The sequence below is a fragment of the Acetobacter fabarum genome (genome assembly GCF_022483405.1).
Classification (GTDB): Bacteria; Pseudomonadota; Alphaproteobacteria; order Acetobacterales; family Acetobacteraceae; genus Acetobacter; species Acetobacter fabarum.
Window position 1 is genome coordinate 2868179 of record NZ_JAKVNI010000001.1, and the last position, 21621, is coordinate 2889799.

General features: G+C 50.8%; 14 protein-coding genes and 5 pseudogenes. 3 read left to right on the top strand and 16 right to left on the bottom strand.

Features of this window, described 5'->3' with window-relative positions:
• Positions 1-4 precede the first annotated feature (4 nt).
• Genes LKE65_RS13355 through LKE65_RS13365 form a run of 3 tightly spaced genes read right to left on the bottom strand, consistent with a single transcriptional unit; the run spans position 5 to position 2893 of the window.
• The gene (locus tag LKE65_RS13355; RefSeq protein ID WP_253531005.1) at positions 5-925 is read right to left on the bottom strand and encodes an ABC transporter ATP-binding protein; all 921 of its coding nucleotides are present in this window, start codon (positions 923-925) and stop codon (positions 5-7) included.
• Positions 925-1887: an ABC transporter permease gene (locus tag LKE65_RS13360; protein WP_086647344.1), complete on the bottom strand. Its 963-nt coding sequence runs from the start codon at positions 1885-1887 to the stop codon at positions 925-927. The genes LKE65_RS13355 and LKE65_RS13360 overlap by 1 nt, the downstream gene beginning before the upstream one ends.
• A 22-nt stretch (positions 1888-1909) precedes the next feature.
• Entirely contained in the window at positions 1910-2893 is a 984-nt protein-coding gene (locus LKE65_RS13365; RefSeq protein WP_095350252.1) for an ABC transporter substrate-binding protein, read from the bottom strand.
• Positions 2894-3326: 433 nt separating this feature from the next.
• Here LKE65_RS13365 and LKE65_RS13370 point away from each other — a divergent pair, with 433 nt between their 5' ends.
• Positions 3327-5429 carry a S46 family peptidase gene (locus LKE65_RS13370; protein WP_278741677.1) on the top strand — a complete coding sequence of 701 codons (2103 nt, stop codon included), beginning with the start codon at positions 3327-3329 and terminating at the stop codon, positions 5427-5429.
• Positions 5430-5538: 109 nt separating this feature from the next.
• On the opposite strand, the gene LKE65_RS13375 is transcribed toward LKE65_RS13370, so the two are convergent.
• The 5 genes from LKE65_RS13375 to LKE65_RS13395 all read right to left on the bottom strand — a co-directional run bounded on the left by LKE65_RS13375 (position 5539) and on the right by LKE65_RS13395 (position 10333).
• Entirely contained in the window at positions 5539-6285 is a 747-nt protein-coding gene (locus tag LKE65_RS13375) for an SDR family oxidoreductase (protein ID WP_278741678.1), read from the bottom strand.
• 17 nt (positions 6286-6302) lie between these two features.
• A complete protein-coding gene (locus LKE65_RS13380) occupies positions 6303-7085 on the bottom strand; it encodes a class I SAM-dependent methyltransferase (RefSeq protein WP_278741680.1) in 783 nt (260 codons plus the stop codon).
• 106 nt (positions 7086-7191) lie between these two features.
• The gene (locus LKE65_RS13385) at positions 7192-8103 is read right to left on the bottom strand and encodes a LysR family transcriptional regulator (protein ID WP_095350248.1); all 912 of its coding nucleotides are present in this window, start codon (positions 8101-8103) and stop codon (positions 7192-7194) included.
• 81 nt (positions 8104-8184) lie between these two features.
• Positions 8185-9051, bottom strand: a complete 867-nt coding sequence (locus tag LKE65_RS13390; RefSeq protein WP_278741682.1) for an aminotransferase class IV — start codon at positions 9049-9051, stop codon at positions 8185-8187.
• Positions 9052-9445: 394 nt separating this feature from the next.
• Positions 9446-10333, bottom strand: a complete 888-nt coding sequence (locus tag LKE65_RS13395) for a LysR family transcriptional regulator (RefSeq protein WP_278741684.1) — start codon at positions 10331-10333, stop codon at positions 9446-9448.
• Between the two features lie 559 nt (positions 10334-10892).
• Between LKE65_RS13395 and LKE65_RS13400 the strand changes: the two genes are divergently transcribed.
• Positions 10893-12395 carry a DNA cytosine methyltransferase gene (locus LKE65_RS13400; RefSeq protein ID WP_278741685.1) on the top strand — a complete coding sequence of 501 codons (1503 nt, stop codon included), beginning with the start codon at positions 10893-10895 and terminating at the stop codon, positions 12393-12395.
• Here LKE65_RS13400 and LKE65_RS13405 read toward each other — a convergent pair.
• The 5 genes and pseudogenes from LKE65_RS13405 to LKE65_RS13590 all read right to left on the bottom strand — a co-directional run.
• Complete coding sequence (locus tag LKE65_RS13405; protein ID WP_278741686.1) at positions 12312-13220, bottom strand: hypothetical protein; 909 nt, start codon at positions 13218-13220, stop codon at positions 12312-12314. The two genes, LKE65_RS13400 and LKE65_RS13405, sit on opposite strands and share 84 nt — an antisense overlap.
• A complete protein-coding gene (locus LKE65_RS13410; RefSeq protein ID WP_278741687.1) occupies positions 13217-15571 on the bottom strand; it encodes an ATP-binding protein in 2355 nt (784 codons plus the stop codon). Before LKE65_RS13410 ends, LKE65_RS13405 begins: the two co-directional genes overlap by 4 nt.
• A gap of 199 nt (positions 15572-15770) precedes the next feature.
• A pseudogene (locus tag LKE65_RS13415) lies at positions 15771-16736 on the bottom strand (TrbI/VirB10 family protein).
• A pseudogene (locus LKE65_RS13585) lies at positions 16720-16962 on the bottom strand (TrbG/VirB9 family P-type conjugative transfer protein); the annotation flags it as partial. The pseudogenes LKE65_RS13585 and LKE65_RS13415, both read right to left, overlap by 17 nt.
• Positions 16963-17175 (bottom strand): annotated as a pseudogene (locus tag LKE65_RS13590) (helix-turn-helix transcriptional regulator); the annotation flags it as partial. It lies immediately after the preceding pseudogene.
• Between the two features lie 258 nt (positions 17176-17433).
• Between LKE65_RS13590 and LKE65_RS13425 the strand changes: the two are divergent.
• On the top strand, positions 17434-19062 hold the full coding sequence (locus tag LKE65_RS13425; RefSeq protein WP_278741689.1) for a hypothetical protein: 1629 nt from the start codon (positions 17434-17436) through the stop codon (positions 19060-19062).
• Between the two features lie 528 nt (positions 19063-19590).
• On the opposite strand, the pseudogene LKE65_RS13430 reads toward LKE65_RS13425, so the two are convergent.
• The 3 genes and pseudogenes from LKE65_RS13430 to LKE65_RS13440 all read right to left on the bottom strand — a co-directional run bounded on the left by LKE65_RS13430 (position 19591) and on the right by LKE65_RS13440 (position 21550).
• Positions 19591-20096: pseudogene (locus LKE65_RS13430) on the bottom strand (DUF2285 domain-containing protein).
• A 29-nt stretch (positions 20097-20125) separates the two neighbouring features.
• Positions 20126-20251, bottom strand: a pseudogene (locus LKE65_RS13595) (hypothetical protein); the annotation flags it as partial.
• A 432-nt stretch (positions 20252-20683) separates the two neighbouring features.
• Positions 20684-21550 (bottom strand): DNA methyltransferase, encoded by an 867-nt coding sequence (locus LKE65_RS13440; protein ID WP_278741693.1) that lies wholly within the window; start codon positions 21548-21550, stop codon positions 20684-20686.
• Between the last annotated feature and the right edge of the window lie 71 nt (positions 21551-21621).

Sequence of the window (21621 nt, forward strand, 5' to 3'; positions counted from 1 at the left end):
TTCCCTACTCGACCTGGTCTGTTACAAGGGTGAGAAGCGGCAGATCAATTGTTACCTCCTCCTCCTCCATGTCATCCGATGTGCCAAAGGAGCGGATAAGCCCCTCCAGATGCGCCTTTGTTGCCAGAAACTCGGCCGATGTCATCTGTTCCGCACGACGGGGGCGGGAGAGCGGTACTTCAATCACTTCCTCCACCTGCCCGGGGTGGGGTTTAAGCACCAGAATACGGTCAGCCAGATAAATGGCCTCGTCCAGATCATGCGTGATAAAGACTATGGTAATGTCGATCTTGCGCCAGATCTCCATCAGGTAGTTCTGCATTTTTGTGCGTGTCTGGGCATCCAGCGCGCTAAAGGATTCATCCATCAGCAGCACACGGGGGGATGCGGCAAGGGCACGCGCAATGGCAACACGCTGCTGCATTCCACCAGAAAGCTGGTGCGGATACGCGGTCGCAAACTGTTCCAGCCCGATCATCTGGAGCCACTGCATGGCCTGACGCTGGGCTTCCAGCCGGTCCACGCCCCCCATCTCAATCCCGAACATGACGTTGCGGCAAACATCCAGCCAAGGGAACAGCGTGTATTTCTGAAAGACCATACCCCGGTCGGACCCCGGACCACGGACCGGCTTGCCGTCCATGAGAATACGCCCTTCAGTGGCATCCTCCAGTCCGGCGAGAATACGGATCAGGGTGGATTTGCCACACCCCGAAGGCCCAACCACACACACCAGTTCGCGCCGGTGCACACCAAATTCTATGGAATCCAGAGCTACGGTCCGGTTACGCTTTTGTGTAAAAACCTTGGTAACGCCGTCAATTTCCAGAACATAGTCGCGCTTTTTGATCTGCTCCATACGTGCGGCCACATCTGGTGGCAGAATACGATAATCAGGGAGCGTATGCTCTACATGGTCAACCATCAGCCATTCTCCCTTTTCCACGTAAACAGTTTGCGGCCAACAACGCCAAGGACCATATCCGTGCCCAGCCCGACAATGCCGATCAGCGCCATGGCGGCAAAAACATTGTCAAAATGCTGGTAGCGGGCCTGCTGTGTAATAAACCAGGTAATCCCCGACGATGTGCCAATCAGTTCTGCCACAATCAGGTAAGTCCAGGCCCAGCCAAGCAGAATACGCTGGTCCCTGTACAGGTCGGGCAGAATACCCGGAATAACCACCCGAAAAAGCAGCCGCAGACCTTTTGCACCCAAAGTGCGGGATGCCTCCACCAGAGAAAAATCGAGTTTGCGCGTGGTATTGGCAATAACAAGTATTTGCTGGAACAGGGTCCCTATAACAATAATGGCAATCTTGGGGGCATCATAAATACCCAGAATGGCCACTGCGAGCGCTCCAAAAGCCGGAGCCGGCAGGTAGCGGAAAAAATCGACCGAGGGTTCAACAAGCCGCGCAACAGCCGGAATGGAGCCGCACATAATGCCCAGAGGCACCCCCATGATGGAAGAAATAACAAACCCCCAGAAGATAATACGAATACTGTGTGCAAAAGCCTGCGTAATGGAATGTTCAGCCCCAACAGGGGCAGAAGACGTAAAAGCATGCACAAACGCGCTCAGCACATCCCCCGGAGATGGCAGGTAAACGGGGTTACTTGGAATACCCTGCGGAACAGGCTGGTGCTGCTCCTGCATTTCCGTAACCGCACGGGCAAAATCCGCGCGGTTCATCCGCATCCCCGTTTCCAGATACTCCTCCCCCCCGGGGTCGGTAATCAGAACCTGAGGATGCCAGACAAAAGGCAGATAACTAACCGCGCTCCAGAGGAGCAAAGGCAGGAGCACCGCCAGAATACCGAATATATTCCGCAACATCCGGTCTGTCCGGCCGTATAGCCTCCATGAGGCAAGGAAGCCCTGCATAATGTGCTCCTGCCCTTTGCCGTTACTTAACAGATGCCGTAAAGGACGGATCAATATAGCTGTCAATGTTCTGGGGTGATTTGTAAACACCCTGCTGAACATTAAAAGCATCCGAAATTTCGGTCGATCCGTACAAAGAGCCAAGCCCTTCCTTTTTTACAAAAACGCCTTTCCCGTCAGCAAGGCTTAGCAGATGCGTGCCCTTGAGGAAGCGCTTGTAAGCCTCCGGGGTCACACCCGTACGTGCCGCCATAATGCGCAGGGCATCCGGCTGTGTTTTGGGGTCCTGAATATAGGTAACAACACGGTCCCACACCCCAACCAGACGCTGCCACTGGTCATGATTATCGTGCAGGGACTGCGGATCGACCGCAATGGTATCGTAAATCAGGCCTGGCACTTCATGCGAGGTAAACACCGGCCGCGCTCCGGGCACCGCATGCAACGCCTGACCGGAGTTAGGCTGCCATGCTGCAATGGCCGCAACCTGCCCCGAGGCCAGAACCTGAGGTGTTTCGTTGGTTTTTGTGTTCACGAGCTTGACGTCTTTTTCGCTCATGCCCGATTTTTCCAGCCCCTTGAGCAGAAGCAGGTGGTCCACCAGCCCCTCTTCCACCGCAACGGATTTACCCTTGAGGCCCTGCATGTCCTTAATACCGGGCTGCGCCACGACCATATCATTCCCATCGGAATAATCGGTCACAAGGATCATTTCCCCCTTGTGGCCATTGGCCCCGGTTACCAGCGCATCCCCATTGGTTGCCATAACGGCATCCAGCTTATGTGCGGCAAACGCGTCGAGCGAAGCACTGTAGTCAAACCACTGGAAGTCGGCATCAACCTGCGCCTCCTTCAACCAGCCTTTATCAATGGCAACCTGCCACGCAACCCAGCCCGGCCAGTCACTATAGCCAATCTTCAACGACGCAGCAGACGCCGAGGAAAGAGAGACCGCGGCACAAACACTGGCAAGCAGGCCTTTGCGAAAAAGCGATGAGAAGCGCATGGGGGAGGACTCCAGTAATACGAATTGCAAAAACCGTATTACTGATACTCACCACAAACGCTCATTCGTTGCAATCAAAAAATGTTCTCATATCAGAACCAATTCTTGACCGCTTCAAAATTGGTGGCTGCAACATTTTACCCTGCCTCCCCTTTTCTGGTGCCAGTACCAGGCCATGTTACGGCCATATCCGAGGCCTCTCGCAGCGGAGCACGGGGGTAGCCTGCATCCAAGGCCGCCCTTTATCCACACTCCTACGTATCTACCGCAAAACCATTGCTCTTTTTATGGGGGAAGCAGGTTTTTAAAACAGTGGCGGCCCCGGCCATTTACGGGTTCTTCCGCCAAAGAAGACACGCATTTTCTTTGGAAAACAAAGCTGCTACACAAGGACCATAAAGGTTACAGTATAACAAATGGAGGCCCACCCGCCATGAAACGCTTTTTTGGCAAACACCTCTCCCGAACAGCGTTTCTGGCCCTTGCCTCCACAGCACTTGCGGGGCCTAACACCGGGCGGGCGGAAGAAGGCATGTGGACCTTTGACCACCTGCCGATTGCGGCCATGCGGTCTGCCTACCATTTTACGCCAACGCCGGAATGGATCAGGCATGTCATCCAGTCCTCTGCCCGGCTGGCGGAAGGATGTTCCGCCTCGTTCGTATCCGCTGATGGGCTGGTGATGACAAACCACCATTGCGCCAATTCCTGCCTTGCAGCCCTCTCGGACAAAGCGCACGATTACTTCCGGGATGGGTTTTATACCAAATCTCTCGCAGAAGAGCGGCAATGCCCGGGCATGGAGCTGGACCGGCTGGATTCCATCTCGGATGTTTCCACTCAGGTCGAGGCGGAAACCAAAGGCAAGAATGCCAGCGCTTACTCTGCCGCCATGCAGGCTATTGAAAGCCGCCTGACAAAAGACTGCCTGCAAGGCGATGCCGCACATTGGCGGTGCGATATGGTATCACTTTACCATGGTGGGCAAACCGCCCTCTACCGGTATCGCCGTTATCAGGATGTGCGCATTGTCATGGCGCCCGAACAGGGCATTGCCTTTTTTGGTGGCGACCCGGATAACTTCAGTTATCCCCGTTACGATATTGATCTCTCCATGCTGCGTGTTTACGAAAACGGCAAACCTGTTCACACACCTTACCTTCAGTTCGACATCAACGGCCCAAACGAGCACGAACTTGTCTTTACATCCGGCAATCCGGGCCGGACGGAACGTGGCTTGCCAGCAGCGGCACTCACCTTCCAGCGCGATGTTATCAACCCTACAGTCATCGCGCTGCTCAGCGTGCGCGAAGGGATGTTGTGGCAATATGCGCGCGAAAGTGCCGAGCACGAAAAACAGGCTGAGGATGAACTCTTTAGTGTGCAAAACAGCCTGAAATCCTATTCCGGCACACAATCTGCCCTGCGCACAAGCGACATTGTAGAACGCCGCGCAAAGGAAGATGCCGCACTACAGGCATGGATTGATGCCGACCCCACGCGCAGGCAGGAGTTTGGAACACCATTTGCAACGGTCAACAAAGCCATTGCCACCCAGCGCAAGTTATTCACACAGAATATTGCCCTGCGCATGGCACTGGACGGGCTAGCCGGTGAGGCCATGACACTGGTGAACGGTGCCGCCGAACGCAGCAAACCCGATGCCAAACGCAATGCGGGGTATCATGATGCACAACTTGGCGAGATTGAGGCCGCACTGGGTGCAAAAACCCCCGTTTACCCCGAATTGGAAACCACATCTCTCGCCCTGTGCCTGACAACACTGCGCCAGCTTATGGGCGCGGATGACCGGCTGGTGCAGATGACACTGGGACATGAGAGCCCGGACGCTCTTGCCGCCCGACTTGTGCATGAAACAAAGCTGGCTGACCCTGCTGTGCGTCTTGCACTCTGGAAAGGCGGGCAAGATGCCATCAACGCATCATCCGACCCGATGATCGTCTTTGCACGCCGCCTTCACCCGTCTCTGGTCACCCTGCGCGATCTCATGCGCGATGAGGTTTCCGCTCCCCTGCACAAAGCCGAAGGAGCAATTGCCCGCGCTCGTTTTGCACAGGCAAAAGCGGAAGGGCGGCTTGATGCATTGTATCCGGATGCAACATTCTCACCCCGCTTATCCTACGGCACGGTGCGAGGTTGGACACAGAACGGCAAGACCATTCCCGCCTTTACCGATTTTGCAGGCATGTACCGCCACGCTACTGGCAGCGCACCGTTCAACCTGCCCCAACGGTGGCTGGATGCAAAAGGCAGACTTAACCTCTCCACACATCTGGATTTTGTTTCCACGAACGACATTGTCGGCGGCAACTCCGGCTCGCCAGTGCTGAACAGGGAAGGCCATGCCGTTGGATTGATTTTTGATGGCAATCTACCCAGCCTTGCAGGTGATCTGTATTACGACATCACCTCCAACCGCGCTGTTTCAACCGACACCAGCGCGATCATTGCCGCCCTGCGGCATGTGTATGATGAGCAGACACTGGCAGATGAACTGACCAAGGGGCACAGATAAAACTGCTTTTATTATCAGCACCTTTAAAATTCTGAACATAGAAAAAGCCATGAAGCAGTCTGCTCCATGGCTTTTTTCCAATGCAGGGCGGTGAATAAACCGTTCTACTTCAGATCCGCTGTTGGGTAGGGCGGAAGAGAATTTCGTTAATATCCACATCTTCAGGCTGGCTGATCGCAAACGCCACACACCGGGCAAACGAACTGGCACTAATGGCAATGCCCGGCACAAAGCTCTGGAGCTGTTCGGCAGTTGCCTTATCATGAACGCCATTAAGCAGTTCCGACTGAACAGCCCCGGGCGAAATAACCGTTGTACGCATGTTGTAGGGCTTCACTTCCGCCCGCAATCCTTCGGAAAGCGCACGCACGGCAAATTTTGTGGCAGAATAAACGGCACTGCTTTCCAGCACATGATGCCCTGCAACAGAAGAGACGTTAATAATATGCCCGCTCTTCTGTGCCTTCATGTGCGGAAGGGCTGCGGCAATGCCGTACAGAACACCTTTGATATTCACATCAATCATCAGGTCCCATTCATCCACACGCAGTTTTTCAAGTGAAGAGAGTGGCATAACCCCTGCATTGTTGAGCAGCACATCAACCCGGCCATAGGTCTTAACCGCCGTATCAACAAGATTCTGCACGGAGGCACGATCCGTCACATCTGTCTCAATCGCCAGCGCTTTCCCACCTTTGGCGGTAATATCTGCGGCAAGTGCCTTGATCCGCTCCTCACGCCGCGCGCCCAGCACAACTGTTGCCCCTTGCTCGGCCAGATGCCGTGCAGCTTCCGCCCCCAGACCACTGCTGGCACCGGTGATAACAATGATCTTGTTGGCAATGGTGTTTGTCATGATCAGTCTCCGTAGTGTTAACGGTCAATTTTCTCGAACTTGAGGACAAAATTATCGCCTTCGCCGATCGCAGCATATTTGGCGCGGTCCTTGTCCCCCAAAGCGAAGGTGGGCGGCAATGTCCACACCCCTTTGGGCCAGTTGGCCGTATCACGCGGATTAGCGTTGATTTCCGACGTGCCAACCAGCCTGAACCCGGCTTTTTCAATTAGCGAGATCGCATATGCCTGACGGACATACCCATCCTCCGCGCGCGGGTCCTGCGGGGTATTCGTATGGCCTCTGTGGTCTTCAACCCCCAAAATTCCACCGGGTTTTAACACCCGGTGAATGGCGGCAAGCATCTGCTCCACATTCCCGGCTTCCATCCAGTTGTGCAGGTTACGGAATGTCAGAACAAAGTCGGCACTTTCGGGCGGGGCAAAATCAAGATGTTCGCCATCAAACTGCGTTGTTCTGAATGTTCCCTTAAGTTCGGGGTGTGCTGCCTGCATTTTAGTGAAAGCTGACCCGGCCCCATCTTCCGGCCCCAGCGCCAGAGTGTAGCGCCCCTTGTCGTGCAGATACGGACCAAGGATTTGCGTCCAGTACCCACCACCGGGCCAGATTTCAATCACGCTGGCATCTGGCCGCAGACCAAAAAACTGCAATTCCTCCACAGGATGGCGGATAGGGTCACGCGCCACAAACCGCGCATCCCGCGTGGCAGAATGAACCGCCTGTTCCAACGTGGGCGCGGCAAAGGCCTGCCCCGTTACGAACATGAAAACCGCACATACGATAGGATAAACCGCTTTCATGGTGTTGGTTCGCCTGTTTTATCTGCCAAACTGACTGATGCTTTACTTAGGTATTCCCTGCGCGTCTGATTAGCCCCCTATTATCACTGATGGTCTTCCATTTTGCTCATGAATGCCCAGAAGTGCTGGCTTTATGCCGCATCTCTTCAACAAAAAGTGAAAAAGGCATGGTGTTCTGGTGATGATGCGGGAAGCACAGATGGTAGCCTGTCCAGTAGGGGCACCAGTCTTCCAGCACTTGTACCAGATGGCCTTCGGCAATGTATTTTTCCGCAACCATTTCAGGCATATGCGCAAGCCCCAATCCATCCAGACAGGCATCCCGCACGGGAAAAATGCTGTTGAATATAAGGGGGCCATCAACACGCACCCGAATATCCCGACCGTTTTTTTCAAACTCCCAAGCATAAATCCCACCATATGTTGGCAGGCGCATTGTAATGCATTGATGTTTTAGCAGGTCATGCGGCACTTTGGGTTTAGGGTTCTTCCTGAAATAGGATTTTGTCCCCACAACCACAAAACGGATGTCTGGCGTTAGCGGCACCGAGGTCATTTCTTTTGTAACCTGTTCCCCCAGCCTGATCCCGGCATCAAAACGCTCGGCTACAATATCCACAAGCTTGAGATCGGCATTAATCTCGATTTTGACATCGGGGTATTTTTTCAGGAATTGTTCAATTTTTGGCCGCAGAACATAGGCAATAATATCATCCGTTGCCGTAATACGGATCATACCGCTCGGTTGATCGCGCAGCTCGCCCAGAGAGGCAATCTTGGTTTCGATCTGGTCAAAATGCGGTCCAAGATTGCGGATAAGGTATTCACCCGCGTTCGTAGGGGTCACGTTACGTGTTGTCCGTGTCAGCAACCGCAGGCCAAGACGCTCCTCCAGCAACCGGACCGTATGGCTCAGGGCCGACTGCGAGACCCCAAGCTTTGCAGCCGCCCGAGTAAAGCTCTTCTCCCGCGCCACAGCCAGAAACGAGACCAAGTCATTCAGATTCTCGCGTGACATATATGAGCCCTCTTCATCAACATGCTCATATTATTTTATGCACATCTCGCTTTTCCGTCGAGATGCGCTGTTTTCTAGACTCTACATATCTGCGCAGACGCTACCTTCACCAGCAATGTAAGCACAATACAAGTGCTGAAGCCTGCGTGTAACCGGTCCTGCCTTGCCATCCGCAATCGCACGACCATCAACACTCAGAACCGGCGTGACCAGATAAGTAGCACTGGTCACAAAACATTCTGCGGCAGTCGCAAGTTCAGCCCGCTGAAGCGGACGTTCATCAATTAAAAAACCCGCCCCTTGTGCTAGTTCCAGAATACGCTCACGCGTGCATCCCGCCAGCAACAGGTTAGACAAAGGCCGGGTCACAAGAGTGCCATGCCCGTCCACCAGAAACACGTTTGACGATGCCCCCTCGGTAATGCCCTGTGCATCATAGAACAGGGTATCAGATACACCGTTGGCCAGTGCGTTGCGCTTAGCCATCACTTGGGGCAGCAGCATGGTTGTTTTAATATCCCGGTGCAACCAGCGGATGTCTTCCTGCAACTGGACATGAATACCGTCCCTGAACGCAGGGGTTTGTTCAAAATCCGACGCCTGCGCAAGCATCATCAGCGTAGACCGTCCTTCAGGACAGGCCGTGAAATTACGAGGGGAGACGCCCGATGTTACCTGAAGGTAAACCAGACCCGTACGAACATCATTTTTTTGCAACAGCTTTTTCATGATGCTGTGCAGTTCCGCCCTTTCGGGCGGTGCGGCAATTCCACATGCTGCCAAAGAACGATCCAGACGCGCAAGGTGCGCTGGTGCATCCACAAAATTTCCCTTTACAGCAATACAGACTTCATAAACACCTTCCCCGAATGTGAAGCCACGATCAAAAGGAGAAATGCGCGCATCCTCGGCACGAACATACGCACCATTAAGAAAAATAATCGACATATTTTACTTCCTCCAACGCCACGCCATCTCTTCACGCAGACGACATGACAGTGAGAGGCCGATCCAGCCTCGTCTTACTTTACTCACGCGGATAAAAGACCACGTTAGATCGTCATGATCTTTGTCAGGGATGTCGGTACCATGGGCTCCGCCTGCATTTTCCTGCATTACAATACAGCTGGCAGTCATATCCTCAGCGAGAACGACCAGCGCACGCATTGGGTCTGTTTCGACCAAACTTTGCACAGCACCTGCAAACAGAGCGAGCACTCAGCTGAGCATGACAGTTTTTACTTTTCACCACACGCTCGTCCCCCCTGCCCCCGACAACACTCGCTCCTGAATAGGAGAGCCATAACAACCCGTCCAATGCTGCGTTAGTCTAGGTTATTCCTCATTTGCATAACGCTATTTGCTGAGAAGCTTGCCAGACCTGCTCAATAACGGGGCGCGTATGTTCAGCCTTGCGGTACAGTCTAATTTCCAAAGGAATTTCTTGTCCCATTACAACCATTCTGTTGGTTTCGAGATCTTTCTCAATCAGACTTCTGGGTAACCATGCACATCCATGACCAGCCAGAACCATCTGCCTAAGACCTTCTGCCATGGCATTTTCATTTACGTGTCGAACAGTATCAGCACCATATGGCAGTACCGCCTGCGCTTGCGGGCACTGGCAAACCTGACCAAGAAAAGAATTGGAACTGTACATCAGTAAAGGATAGGAGGAGCCTAAATGCGCCTGATGTAAAGAATGCCCAACAGGAACCACAGAATCCTGCCCTAAAACACAATGGGGGAATTGGCTGGGGTGGAGCAACAGTGGAACAGCTTCATGATAAAAAGTCAGAAAAAAATCATAAGAACCATCAACTATAGCGGCCATGCAGTTATGAAAATCATCGGACAATAAACGACTGCCACACATTCCAGCAGCTTTTTCCATACGGGAAAGCCATTGGGGAAAAAAGGTGACAGATAAAGTATGCAACGCTGCCACAGCGATGCAAGGAAGATCACCTGGGGATGATACCGTCAGTGCTGCACGACTTTGTAGAAGATTACGCAGAATTTCTTCCGCCGTCTCTCTGAAGCGACGCCCCTCTGGCGTTAAAGTCGTAGGAAAACGGCTGCGATCGAGTAACGGCACCCCCACCCATGTTTCCAGAGCCTGAATGCGACGGCTAAACGCAGACTGCGTCACATGCCGTTCTTCTGCAGCACGCGAAAAACTCTGCAAACGCGATAACGTTACGAAATCTTCAAGCCATTTGATGTCCATAGATTTCTTTTATGACGAATCCTATTTTTCACAAATGTCTGCCCCCCTGCGTCTAGATTTTTTTCTGGGGCCTAGCTGAGGAGACTGGGATGATTTCCCGTTTTTCTTGCGGTGTGATTTGGCCACAAAAAAACCCGCCGTGGTGAGGCGGGTTTATCGTATCCTGTTGAGGACTCGGTGCTTCGTCTGCTTGCAGGGGCGCACAACTACCGATACCGACATTCGCTGGCGTTTCCTGCCTAAAGAACACATAAATCACAGGATATCATCTAAAATTTCCACTGTAATACGTTGCCTCGGACTAAATACTCTTTTTGAAATTCGAAGGGCGTCATTCAAGCTATGAATATGGATAGCAGAACAGCAAGATCGACTGTGGGCAACGGATTGACGTCTTAGAAGACATACTCCAAATCGCCATGCGTAGCGTCATGCTACGCAGAAACCTTATCCGTAATTCTTTAGAATTACTTCGAAAAAAAAATCAGGCTTGGTTCGTGAAAAACCAAAAAGATAAAGGAAAGAAAAACTTCAATCAAAATTAACAATAAATAAAATAGTGATTTTTTCGCCTTATTGTTCAATTTTTATATTTAATATTTACAATTGCAATACAATATATTTCGTATTATTTATTGGTAAAAATATATTATGTTTATTTTCACTTATAGTTATTTCAAAATATAAAGTTGTGGCTTGCCTTCAAATTGATATTCAAGCTAGTCATTCCCATTGTCGTTTGTGGGCTGCCATGAAGTATGCCCTGGACATCTTCGAGGAGACTGGGCAGACTATACAGATGGCACCAACCTGCATCGACTTATTTTCGGGCTGCGGCGGAATGTCGCTCGGCCTTCATATGGCCGGATTTCGTGGCATCATGGGGATCGAAGCCCATCCGCATGCCTTTGAATCCTATCGTCATAATCTCATTGATAATCCGTCAATCGGCATGGACTGGCCTGCTTGGCTTCCTCTTGGTCCCAATAATGTCGTCGATTTAGCTACTAATTACACTTCCCATCTTGCCGCAATGACAGGCACCGTCGATTTGCTCGCTGGAGGCCCACCTTGCCAAGGTTTTTCCATGAATGGGCGTCGAGACCCGGACGACCCCCGAAGTCGCATGGTGGAGGCTTACCTTGATTTTGTAGCCTTAGTTCGACCTCGCTTCGTCCTCCTTGAGAATGTTCGCGGCTTCCAATCTATGCCCCACGCTAAAGGGGGTACCTATGCTGCGGCGACCCGCGAAAGGCTCTCTTCACTTGGCTACGATAGCTGGGCAGATGTGCTCGTAGCATCGAATTGGGGCGTACCCCAACGGCGACCCCGCTATATTTGTATTGCTGCATTACGTGGCAGCTTTTCTGGTATTAATCCCCTAGAGCGTCTGAAGACCAATAGACGGAACTTCCTTGCAAAACGCGGCCTCGGCTCCGGCGAAACCTCGGTTGCAGATGCTTTATCGGACTTGATAGCTGATCCCCATGTTTCAAACGATACCACATGGGAAGCACCAGGTTATCCTGGTATCAAACGCATCAATCCCAAAACTCTGACATCTTATCAGCGCCTCATGCGTCAACACAGCATAGACCAACCAAGTGACCGCCGCCTTGCACGACATAATAAGCATGTTACAGACCGTATGCGAAACATCCTTGAGAGCTGCGAGAGAGGGCGCGCCATTTCACAAGCTGACCGGCTTCGTCTTGGCATAGGCAAACGGTCAACTACACCTCTTTCCCCTGAGTTACCAGCTCCAACAGTAACGACACTCCCAGACGATTTAATCCACTATTCCGACCCTCGCACAATGAGTGTAAGGGAACTTGCCCGTATCCAATCTTTTCCCGACTGGTTCTCGTTTAAGGGGCCTTACACCACGGGAGGAGCAAGACGAAAAAATGACTGCCCGCGATATACTCAGGTCGGCAATGCGGTCCCGCCTTTGCTTGCTGAAGCAATCGGTGAGGTCTTATTCGACTTGCTCACCAATCAAAATTTCTCGAACACGACGCACGTTCCCAAGCTGGCTCGCAAATTCTCTGCGGTACCGTGAGAAATCCGCTACTGTAACAGGATTTCCAGCCTTACGGACAATATGCCAACCCGTGTCAGTTTGCTCCTCCAATGCATGTGCAAGCACATTTCGGCGCGAAATAACTTGACTAGGAAAGGTTCTCCTCATCTTACGCATGATTGCAAGCAACTCGTCATTATTTCGCTTAAAAGCAATATCACTAACTTCTTTGAAAAGAGCGGCGCTATGAACATAGTGGCTGTCTAGCAATTCTTGAAGAGTCTCCAATTTTTTCACTTCGTCAATCTGATGACCCGCAGCCTGCACAACATGCTCGCGTAAACTCTCAGCGATTTTGGTATCAGCACCCTCCTCACCTAACTTGGCCAAAATCGCGCGGAAATCTTGGTCGCATTCTGCGACAACCCGTGCTGCCAAGCCGCGCATTGAAGATAGTCGATTGAGCGACGGAGAAAGATGCCCCACCAACTCTTCCACTCGGCTAGCCAACCGATCACGATGAATACAGTAAACCCCCTCAACAGGTCGTTCTGCGATGCGCCTACGAAGCTTGCCCTCGTCTTCTGCACTGTAGAACAGGATCGTTGTTGATCTAAAGGCATCCCTCACCTGTGACGCAAGTTCATCTCCTCGCAGCCCATCACCAAGATTTAAATCCAGTAATATCAAATCAAAATCCTGATTGTGGTGTTGACGCTGAGCAAACTCTCTAATGTCGTCAGGCGTTTCTATCCTTGTGATCAATGGCTCGAAACCAGCACTGCGAACTGCGTCCTTAATTTGATCAACTTCGGCCTCACTTGCCTGATCTTCAATCCAGCACACACCCAGATACAGGCTCACTTTCCTTCTCCTGGCAATGTGATAATAAAATCAACTCGACCACGGTCACGATTGGGAGCTAATGCTATCTCCCCACCCATTTTGTGCAGTACTTGACGAACATGGAAAAGGCCGAGCCCTGTCCCTCCTTCGCTCGACGTATATCCCTTATCGAACAGCTTTGTAGGATCAATCCTATCTTCGTCCATCCCACGGCCATCGTCTGAAACTTCGATCTCAACTCTCCCTCGGCGATTTCGCCTCGCTTTCAATTTCATTTGGCGTGCACCGTGCTTACGAGCATTGTCCATAAGATTATCTACAATTACAACGAGATCGACAGGTGGAAATTTTGCCCACTGCGACAAACCGTTAGCGTCGAAACTTACAGATTCAACCCCGTCACGATCGACCCTAACTTGATTAACATACTCATCCAAAAACTTAAGTATGTCACCGTTGAGCAAATCAGTCTCCAGATTGAACCGGGCATTCGATGCAAAACGAGCAACGGCCATTAATCGATCATTTTCTAGATGAATATAATCAAGGTCATTCATAGCTAATTTGGCGTGGTGCCTAACAGCAGCTGCAGCAGCGACGAGATCTTCATCATCTTCGCACCCTTCGATTTCTTGAGCTGCCTCAGATATTTCTCGAATATTTCGCAAACCACGATCAAGTGCTGCACCAATGTGACCCGCGTAGATCAAGACTTGATGTAGAAGCAAACCCATCTGCTCAACCGTCATGTCTTGTGTAGTGGCGAGATAAGTTGCCTGACGCTCAAGTAATGCAATCCGCTCATTTGCTCGAGCGGTCGCCGCCATAGCCTGCCGAGCAGTTTCCACCGCCTCCCGTTCAGATTGCTCTAAAGCAGCTTGTCGGGCACGTGCCGCTTCAACTCTCGAGAGTAAAGACAGGTCTCCCTGACTCTCTGCGATCGAAACCAGAGATTCAAGTGCCGTATCAAGCGCACCGGCTTCCTCATCAAAGAGGTCAACAATATCAGGATCGTAATATTCAATTTCTACGCTTGTGTTTTCTGCAAGTTGAGCTACCAATTGCGCAGCTCGACTACGCGTTGAAGCCTGCTCGAAACCACTAGCATCTTCTCGCCATTGATCTGCTTTATCTGGCCACATGACTCCCACGACGAAGCGTTCCAAACGCATGACCGCCTTTCGTCTGATCGCCTCGTATAGATCGCGAACCCGAGCGTCATCGATTAAGCCTGCGTCGCGACTAGATGCCTCCCGAAACATACCCATGGATGCTGTAACGTCGACGCGACCCAGCACATCTCTAGTTCCAAGATAACGCGAAGAACCTTGCTGCTTCCTCCGGTTCAACCCAAGAGTATCGTCATTTTCTTCGCCGATTGGAAAAATACGAAATCCATTGAGAAACAGAAAAATACTACCAAATTCGACAGATCGAACCCCCATCTGCAGCTTGAAATTGTGTTTAGCCGCACGATTAAGATAGAATATCTCCATTGTTACGGTCGCATTATCGAGCCCACGGTAAGTATTTTTTTCTTTTATTATATATATTAATCTTTCACGATCAAATAAATGCGTTTCAATCCTAGAACTATCAATATTAACTAATACCCTAGTAGTCTTTTCCGCTAATAAATTACGTATATCGTTCCCGATTGGACCCGATAGAGAGCGGACTGCTTCTTCATTTAAACGCTTATCGACGACCGTAAGGTGAACAGGTGTATCGTCTGTCGTTCCAAAGGGATCAATTAATTTACCAAGATACTGCCGCAACCTACTGATTTTTTCAAAATTCCAATCACTACGCAGGTCGCCTATCCTAAGAACAGTGCCTGAATCCGGTGGCATTATTATAGGGGCGTCATCAGGAAAGCCGTGGGCTTGCCCCAGATCAACCCCGATCCGTTGGAAGAGTTGTTTATTGTCTAGTTCGAATTTTCGCCATTCAACAGTTAGGACTTGCGTCGTTTCTTGCCGCGAAGTGCGTGTTGACATCGTCAACAGCCCTCCAAGGGTATCACATGAAAACCGCCCGATACCCTTGCTACCAGCAAATTGTCCACTGGGCCTTATCCGATCTCGGTAGTCACCCGAAACACGTTCAGTCTCACTTCCATCGGCTTTCGCCGAATAGGCAACAAACAACCAGCGATCTTTTATACCAACCTCATTCATTCCCTTGCCATCATCGACGATCCAGATCTCATTATGAGTATTATCGAAGATAATATCGACACGGCTAGCACGGGCATCAAAGGAGTTTTTGACCAGTTCGAAAACTGCGACAAACTCATTGGTGACAAGGTCTTGCCCAATGATGTCCTTGAGATGCGAACTGACGCGGAAGTGTTGAGGTATGGTCATTGATCGCAAATTATCGGAATAGTGGAAAATGTCTATTGATAACCCTGAAATGCAGCTCAGACTTATGGATTGTCTCCAGAACGAGGACACCAAATAGAAAATTTTGCCCCAATGTACCCATCACGCACCCAGACGACAAGCAATTCCAGCATGACCCTTACAGGCCTAAGGTCCTCGCTCGGACCGAGTTTCAGCTTCGTCATGGGCGGCTTTGCGTCTCTTTCCAAGGTTTAAGAACCAGATCACGATTCACAACAAGCGTGAACGGCAGGCCCAGCCGGTCGGTCAGCGTCGGCTGAACGTTGAAGCTGCGATCGATAAGCCGGTTGCCGATCATGGAAAACACGTTGCTGGCCCCACTACGAATCGCCTGCATGAGATTATTTTCATTCCATGATGTGCCTGCTTCGGATCCCACCCTGAGCAGGGTTATGACCAACGCCGCCCTGAAAAGCTGACTCCAGTGGTTGTTTACCTCATCGGACAGGCCGGACTGGCCGATGGCGTCGCCACCGGGCAGCTTTTCCAGAACGAGGCTCTCGCCGTTCGGATAAATCAGTCATGTCCAGATGATCTGCGTGCGCTGCTGCCCGAAGGAGACACTGCTGTTATAGGCCCCGAACAGCAGGCTGCCTTGCGGGATCAGGAGATAGCGGCCGGTCGGGCTGTCATAGACGTTTTGCGTGACATGCCCCACGATCTGGCCTGGCAGGTCAGAACTGATTTTCGTATTCAGCACCCCAGCGATCACCGTGCCAGCCTGAAGGATATAGGGAGACGCGAGCGGCGTAATACGGTCCGGGCTGACCGTCGCACGATCCGGCTGACCAGCCGATGATGCCTGCGCTCCGGGAGTGGTGGCCACCACCGGAACCACCTGCGTGCCTTGCCCGTCGCGCGCCTCGACCTGTGCAAAGAGCCGGCTGGTCCGCGCCGCCTGAACCGGCCCTTTTGGCGTGTTGCTTTGCAGCGCATAGCCCAGCGCGAGACCGATGGCGAGCATCCCAGCCCCCCCCAACGTCCAGATAACGGGACGCGACAGTTTTACGACCGGCGGACGCTGTGCACGCAGTCGGAGATCGAGAGACGGCTCCGTTGCGCTCCCGTTGCCAACAGCGCCCCCCCGTCCTGACGATCCTCGGCGTCGCTCATGACTTCCTGCCATCGGTGCGGACGATCCGCACCCTCTGCTCGGAGTGTTTATCGCTCAACCGCAATTCAGCAGCGGCAAAAAGCCGGTCCACGATCATCCAGTTCTGCCGCACGCGGTAATTGACCAGTTTCAGGCCGCCATCGGCACCCAGCACGAAGAGCGGCGGCAGCTCCCCCTGCCCGATCCCCGATGGAAAGACGATATAGACCTTATGGCCGTCATCGAAGGCACGGCAGGGCGTCTCATCAGTGGTGGACCTACGGACACCATTTTCGACCCACCCCTGAAGATCTGGGAGGGCGTAGACGATGCGGCCACCGATCTTGCGATATGTTGGGCCAGTGCCATAATTACGGTGCTTTTCCAGCGTGCGAATGGAAATGCCAAGAAAGCGCGCCGCATCGGGCGTGCGCAGGAAACGGGGCGGCAACCCCGTCTTGGGATCGAGCATGATCGGGCCTCCGGTTGAGTTCGGCGGCTGTCGATCATGACAGCGGACCATGGCGAACCGTGGCGGAGGATCAGCGGTCTGGAGAGTGTCGGAATCAAATTGAAGGTTCCCAGCACTCCGAGGAAAAGTTCTAATCAGGAAGGAGCGACATGACATAGCTGCTTTGCGTCGCAGATAAACGCGACAGGGTTTAGCATAAAGCCGAAAACAACTAACTTCAATCGGCGTCAACTGTAACCATATGCGAGCACTTAATCTATGACAACACAATTTCACGAATTTGTAAGAACATCAAAACCCCCAACATCAGAATATTTTAACTTTGAAGAGGCAGAAAAGTATTATAGTGAAATAGAAACCACAAATGATGATCAGGATTTACTTCATACGATTAAATGGGTTTCCGATGAGGCTTCTGCAGCAAGATTGTTGCTACAAAACAGTGATTTAATTCATCTAGACCCTCATTTATCATCTTCTTTAGCTATAGCCGCTTTAAATCGGGAATATCGTACCGCTACAGATAAATTTAAAGAAAAAATTCAAAGTAGTTCCTCTGATATTGTGGCGTTAGATTCACTGCTTTCATCACGTATAGAAGGAACTTCTGGACAAATTGTTTCACCATCTGAAATAGCAGAAACTGGCGTTGACTCTATTGAAAATTGGCTTTTTGATGCACAAAATTCAGACGGAAGCTTAGATGCTAATTATTTAGAATTAACGGAAATAGCTATTCAATCAATTAAATTTTATAGCTTCAGAAAATCACTAAATGTTCTATGGGGCAGGGTAATTTATGAAGGCTGGCGTCTGAAATACGATGAGGAATCTCAAGTATTTAGATGGTCTGCTCCAGATTTACATAAAGTAAAACTTCAAGCCGCGTGGCAATATCGACATACTGCCAATCTGGCTCGTTGTGCAAATCTCATGCAACCGATTTGGATAAAATTATCTCCTGCAGAGCGCCGTAAGCTTGCTCCCCGAAAAACTGTTCTCTTTATGGAAAAAACAAAAAGGGGACCTAAATTTAATACTGGATCCGTATCATATCTATCAAAATATATGCCGCCATATGTAGTAGAAAAATTCATGATGGATCACAGTTATGCTTCTTATTTCATCGACTCTCCCTTGCCCAAAAACCCCGATATATCTATAGAAATTCTTCTGAAATCATGGCATATCTTGTGTGATATTGCAAAAGAAATAGAGAGGAATACCCCCATACCCAAAGAACTATTCTTTACACAAGAAAATATAAATAAATTTTCTTGTAAGGTTTCATATATAAATATTTTTAATTCAATAAAAAAATGCATGAATATTTCTGATGATAATATAAAATTTATTATAGATTTTTTTACTTTTGAATTTCAAACGGGAGGAAAACATAAATCGGCAGGAAATAAAGGATTATGGGCAGCTCCAATTATATCGAATCAAACATCTTCTCTATTGCTTGCATGCCCAGTTCTATTCTCCAGCAATGTAGCTAGAAGACTTGATGCATGGTTAGAAAAAGGGGGGATCAACGACTCCACCCCTAAGGCCGCCCGTGGAGACAGTTATGAAGTCATTTATAGAAATGAGCTATGTAATAGCATAGAAAAAAACACCGAAATTAAGAACGTCCATATCGCAAAAAATGGTACAAAAAAAGATAAATTATTTGACGAACAAATAGACATATTAATATCCTTTGGGGATATTTGTATAGTTGGAGAGGTAAAATTTTATCTAATGCCTGCAGATTCTGCAGAAATTGATAGATATTATAAGAAATTAGAAAAAGCTTCTGAGCAAGCCATAAAGAAAACACAAAAAATAAAGAAACGCCCAGATATTATAAAAAAATATCTTGATATAGATGAAGACAAGTAAAAATTTTTAAAATTTATTCCAGCCATAATAGTAAACCAGGGCTATGGTGTTTCAGAGACCATAAATGGTGCAATAATTCTAAGTGCTGAGCTGTTTCGTCTTTATATGTGTGGCGGCAAAATAATGATAGGGATGGCTTTCAGTCCTGGGAAACCCGAAGCAATACCTCAGGAAAAAGTATGGTACACGGATGACATAAGCGCAGCGAATAATTTTCGCAAGGAAATGGAACATCCTTATACATTATATAGATTTTACGATCGTATTGTTTGGAATGATTCTATTATACCGGCACTCGTCCACCCTCCATCATATGCACGCGTCCCGGAGTTAGGAGAAGTGGGCCCCGAAGAGCGGCAGATAGCAGAAACACTAATGAAACTCATTTCCTAATTATACTTTTATATTCAATGAATTATTCTTGTAGAAAACTTTCCAAAATAACTATTGCTGCATGAAATATTTTTCTGGAAAGCATGGATTAATGTATGGGATGAGAGCCAAAGCAGCCCTCATCCCATTCAACGCTTAAAGTTGAGAGAGCCGGGTTGGGCATCTCAACAGATCACGATAACCTCCACAAACGTAATACCGGCCATCGGCAACGAGCCGCCGAACCTGGTTTTTACGAGGATCGTTGTCCCAATCGACCTTCCGGCCTTGAAAGACGAGTAGAACTTCAGCGAGCTTGCATAACTTGTGCCCTCCGTTCGACCATCAAGTGCGCGCAATATCAGGATATGCCGGTCCCGTGTCTGCTGCGGAAAATCATGAGCCCACCTGCCCTCAGACCGACGGACCAGCACACGCCATAAACGAAGCACAGCCTCCGCGCGAAGCTCCAGCAGCTTATCAAGCGGCCGGATGACGGTGATGCACGGCACGTCTATCCGCCGGACGTGTCGGGAGCCAAATCTAATGCGTCGATCTGCCAGACTGCCAGAAACCGTGCCATGCATCACCGTCATCCGGCCGTGCGACGAGATCCGGTAATTCCGCGAGATTGATTGGCATGATGGCCGGATCATCCGCATCTGCAAGAGCCGCACGCAGTTCGATCACGTCAGGCGAGAGTTCCGGTATCCAGAAAACAGGCGTGCGGCCGGCAAGCAGCGCCGGATCGACAGGGAAATCGTAAACCCCATCGTTCAGAAAAAGTTTTGCTGCCCCGAGGCTTCGGAGCCGGAAGCGTTTTCGTTCGCTGAAACGCGCGACGGTATTCGTCGTCACGTCGAAGATATTCTCAGGCCATGCCGGCGGCTGCAATGTCTTTTGCGTGTTCGTAAGCGACCGGCGACTGCCAATCTGATATCGGCATCGCGTTACCCTTCCTCTTGCGCCTGCTTCTGGCAGCAGGACAACCAGGATACGCAATGAGAAGGTTTTGTGCAGACTGCATTTGGAGATATGTCGATCTCGTAACGCGATCGCACGACGTTATGGCATTCGTCTATACCTGCCAGAATAGTTCGCGAGCCGGGTTCTCGCCCGCGAGCGGCGCTTATTTTTCATCTTCCCGCCGTCGATCCGCGAAGTCGGATCGGCGCAAATTTGTGCGGACAGATAGGTCAAGGAAGCGGGCACAGCAGAACCGAATTGTCGGCCCTGCGGCACTCACTCCCTATGCTGCTATTTTCTTCGCCGCGTGCCAGACTAGGCGCCGGGTCGCCGTGGCCGCGTGCTCCGGGTCCAGTTCCATGCCCAGCCAATCGCGCCCAAGATGCTGCGCCGCCACCAGCGACGAACCCGAACCCGCAAACGGGTCCAGCACCAGACCACCCACCGGGCAGAAGGCTTCCACCAAGGGAAGGAGAGCCGCCACCGGCTTTTGCGTCGGGTGCAGTTTATTGCCTGAATAGGGCATGTCGAGCACGTCCGGGATAGGTTTTGCGGGCGGTGTTACATTACCCTTGGCCAGAAGATAGGCGCTTTCGTGTTCATACCGGAGAAATCGGGAAGATGACGAATAGGACTTGCGAAACACGATATGCCCGACCATGCGGAACCCGGCCGCCTTCCAGGCATCGGCGAACAGGTCGTGGCCCGAACCATTATACTCGACCACCAATACTGGTTGCCCACGGCGATTGATCAGAAGAAAATCAACGCGCTTGCCGCTGCAAGAATTGAAGGCCCGCTTTTGAAGTGGATCATCCGGGGCATAAGGCGTTTTAATGAATCCGCCCATCCCAACCTCGAAAGCGAAACGCCAGTCCGGCCGCATATCCTTGATCCACTCGTCAATCGTATAGAGCACGCGCACCGCTTCCCAATTGACGGGAGGAACAGCCTTCAAACTGCATTCATCAATGAACCGCAATTGGTTCTGCGGATCGGATAGGTCATTTTCCTGTCGATATTGCCGACGCCGCTCGTCTTCCTGCTGCCGAACAGCCGCCTGTTGAGCCAGGGCCTCTTTCGTACGGCGATCCCGGACGTAGAATCCGATGGCATAGCCGATCGCCAGAAGAATGATCACCTTTTCCACAACCGATAAGCCTCCCTTTTCTGCGCGATCACCGCCGATTACCGCATTGACCGGCGTACGGTCTTCTCAAA

Excerpts from the sequence above, each read along its gene's own strand:
- LKE65_RS13355 (WP_253531005.1), bottom strand. The coding sequence starts at position 925 with ATGGTTGACCATGTAGAGCATACGCTCCCTGATTATCGTATTCTGCCA.
- LKE65_RS13360 (WP_086647344.1), bottom strand. The coding sequence starts at position 1,887 with ATGCAGGGCTTCCTTGCCTCATGGAGGCTATACGGCCGGACAGACCGG.
- LKE65_RS13365 (WP_095350252.1), bottom strand. The coding sequence starts at position 2,893 with ATGCGCTTCTCATCGCTTTTTCGCAAAGGCCTGCTTGCCAGTGTTTGT.
- LKE65_RS13370 (WP_278741677.1), top strand. The coding sequence starts at position 3,327 with ATGAAACGCTTTTTTGGCAAACACCTCTCCCGAACAGCGTTTCTGGCC.
- LKE65_RS13375 (WP_278741678.1), bottom strand. The coding sequence starts at position 6,285 with ATGACAAACACCATTGCCAACAAGATCATTGTTATCACCGGTGCCAGC.
- LKE65_RS13380 (WP_278741680.1), bottom strand. The coding sequence starts at position 7,085 with ATGAAAGCGGTTTATCCTATCGTATGTGCGGTTTTCATGTTCGTAACG.
- LKE65_RS13385 (WP_095350248.1), bottom strand. The coding sequence starts at position 8,103 with ATGTCACGCGAGAATCTGAATGACTTGGTCTCGTTTCTGGCTGTGGCG.
- LKE65_RS13390 (WP_278741682.1), bottom strand. The coding sequence starts at position 9,051 with ATGTCGATTATTTTTCTTAATGGTGCGTATGTTCGTGCCGAGGATGCG.
- LKE65_RS13395 (WP_278741684.1), bottom strand. The coding sequence starts at position 10,333 with ATGGACATCAAATGGCTTGAAGATTTCGTAACGTTATCGCGTTTGCAG.
- LKE65_RS13410 (WP_278741687.1), bottom strand. The coding sequence starts at position 15,571 with ATGACCATACCTCAACACTTCCGCGTCAGTTCGCATCTCAAGGACATC.
- LKE65_RS13425 (WP_278741689.1), top strand. The coding sequence starts at position 17,434 with ATGACAACACAATTTCACGAATTTGTAAGAACATCAAAACCCCCAACA.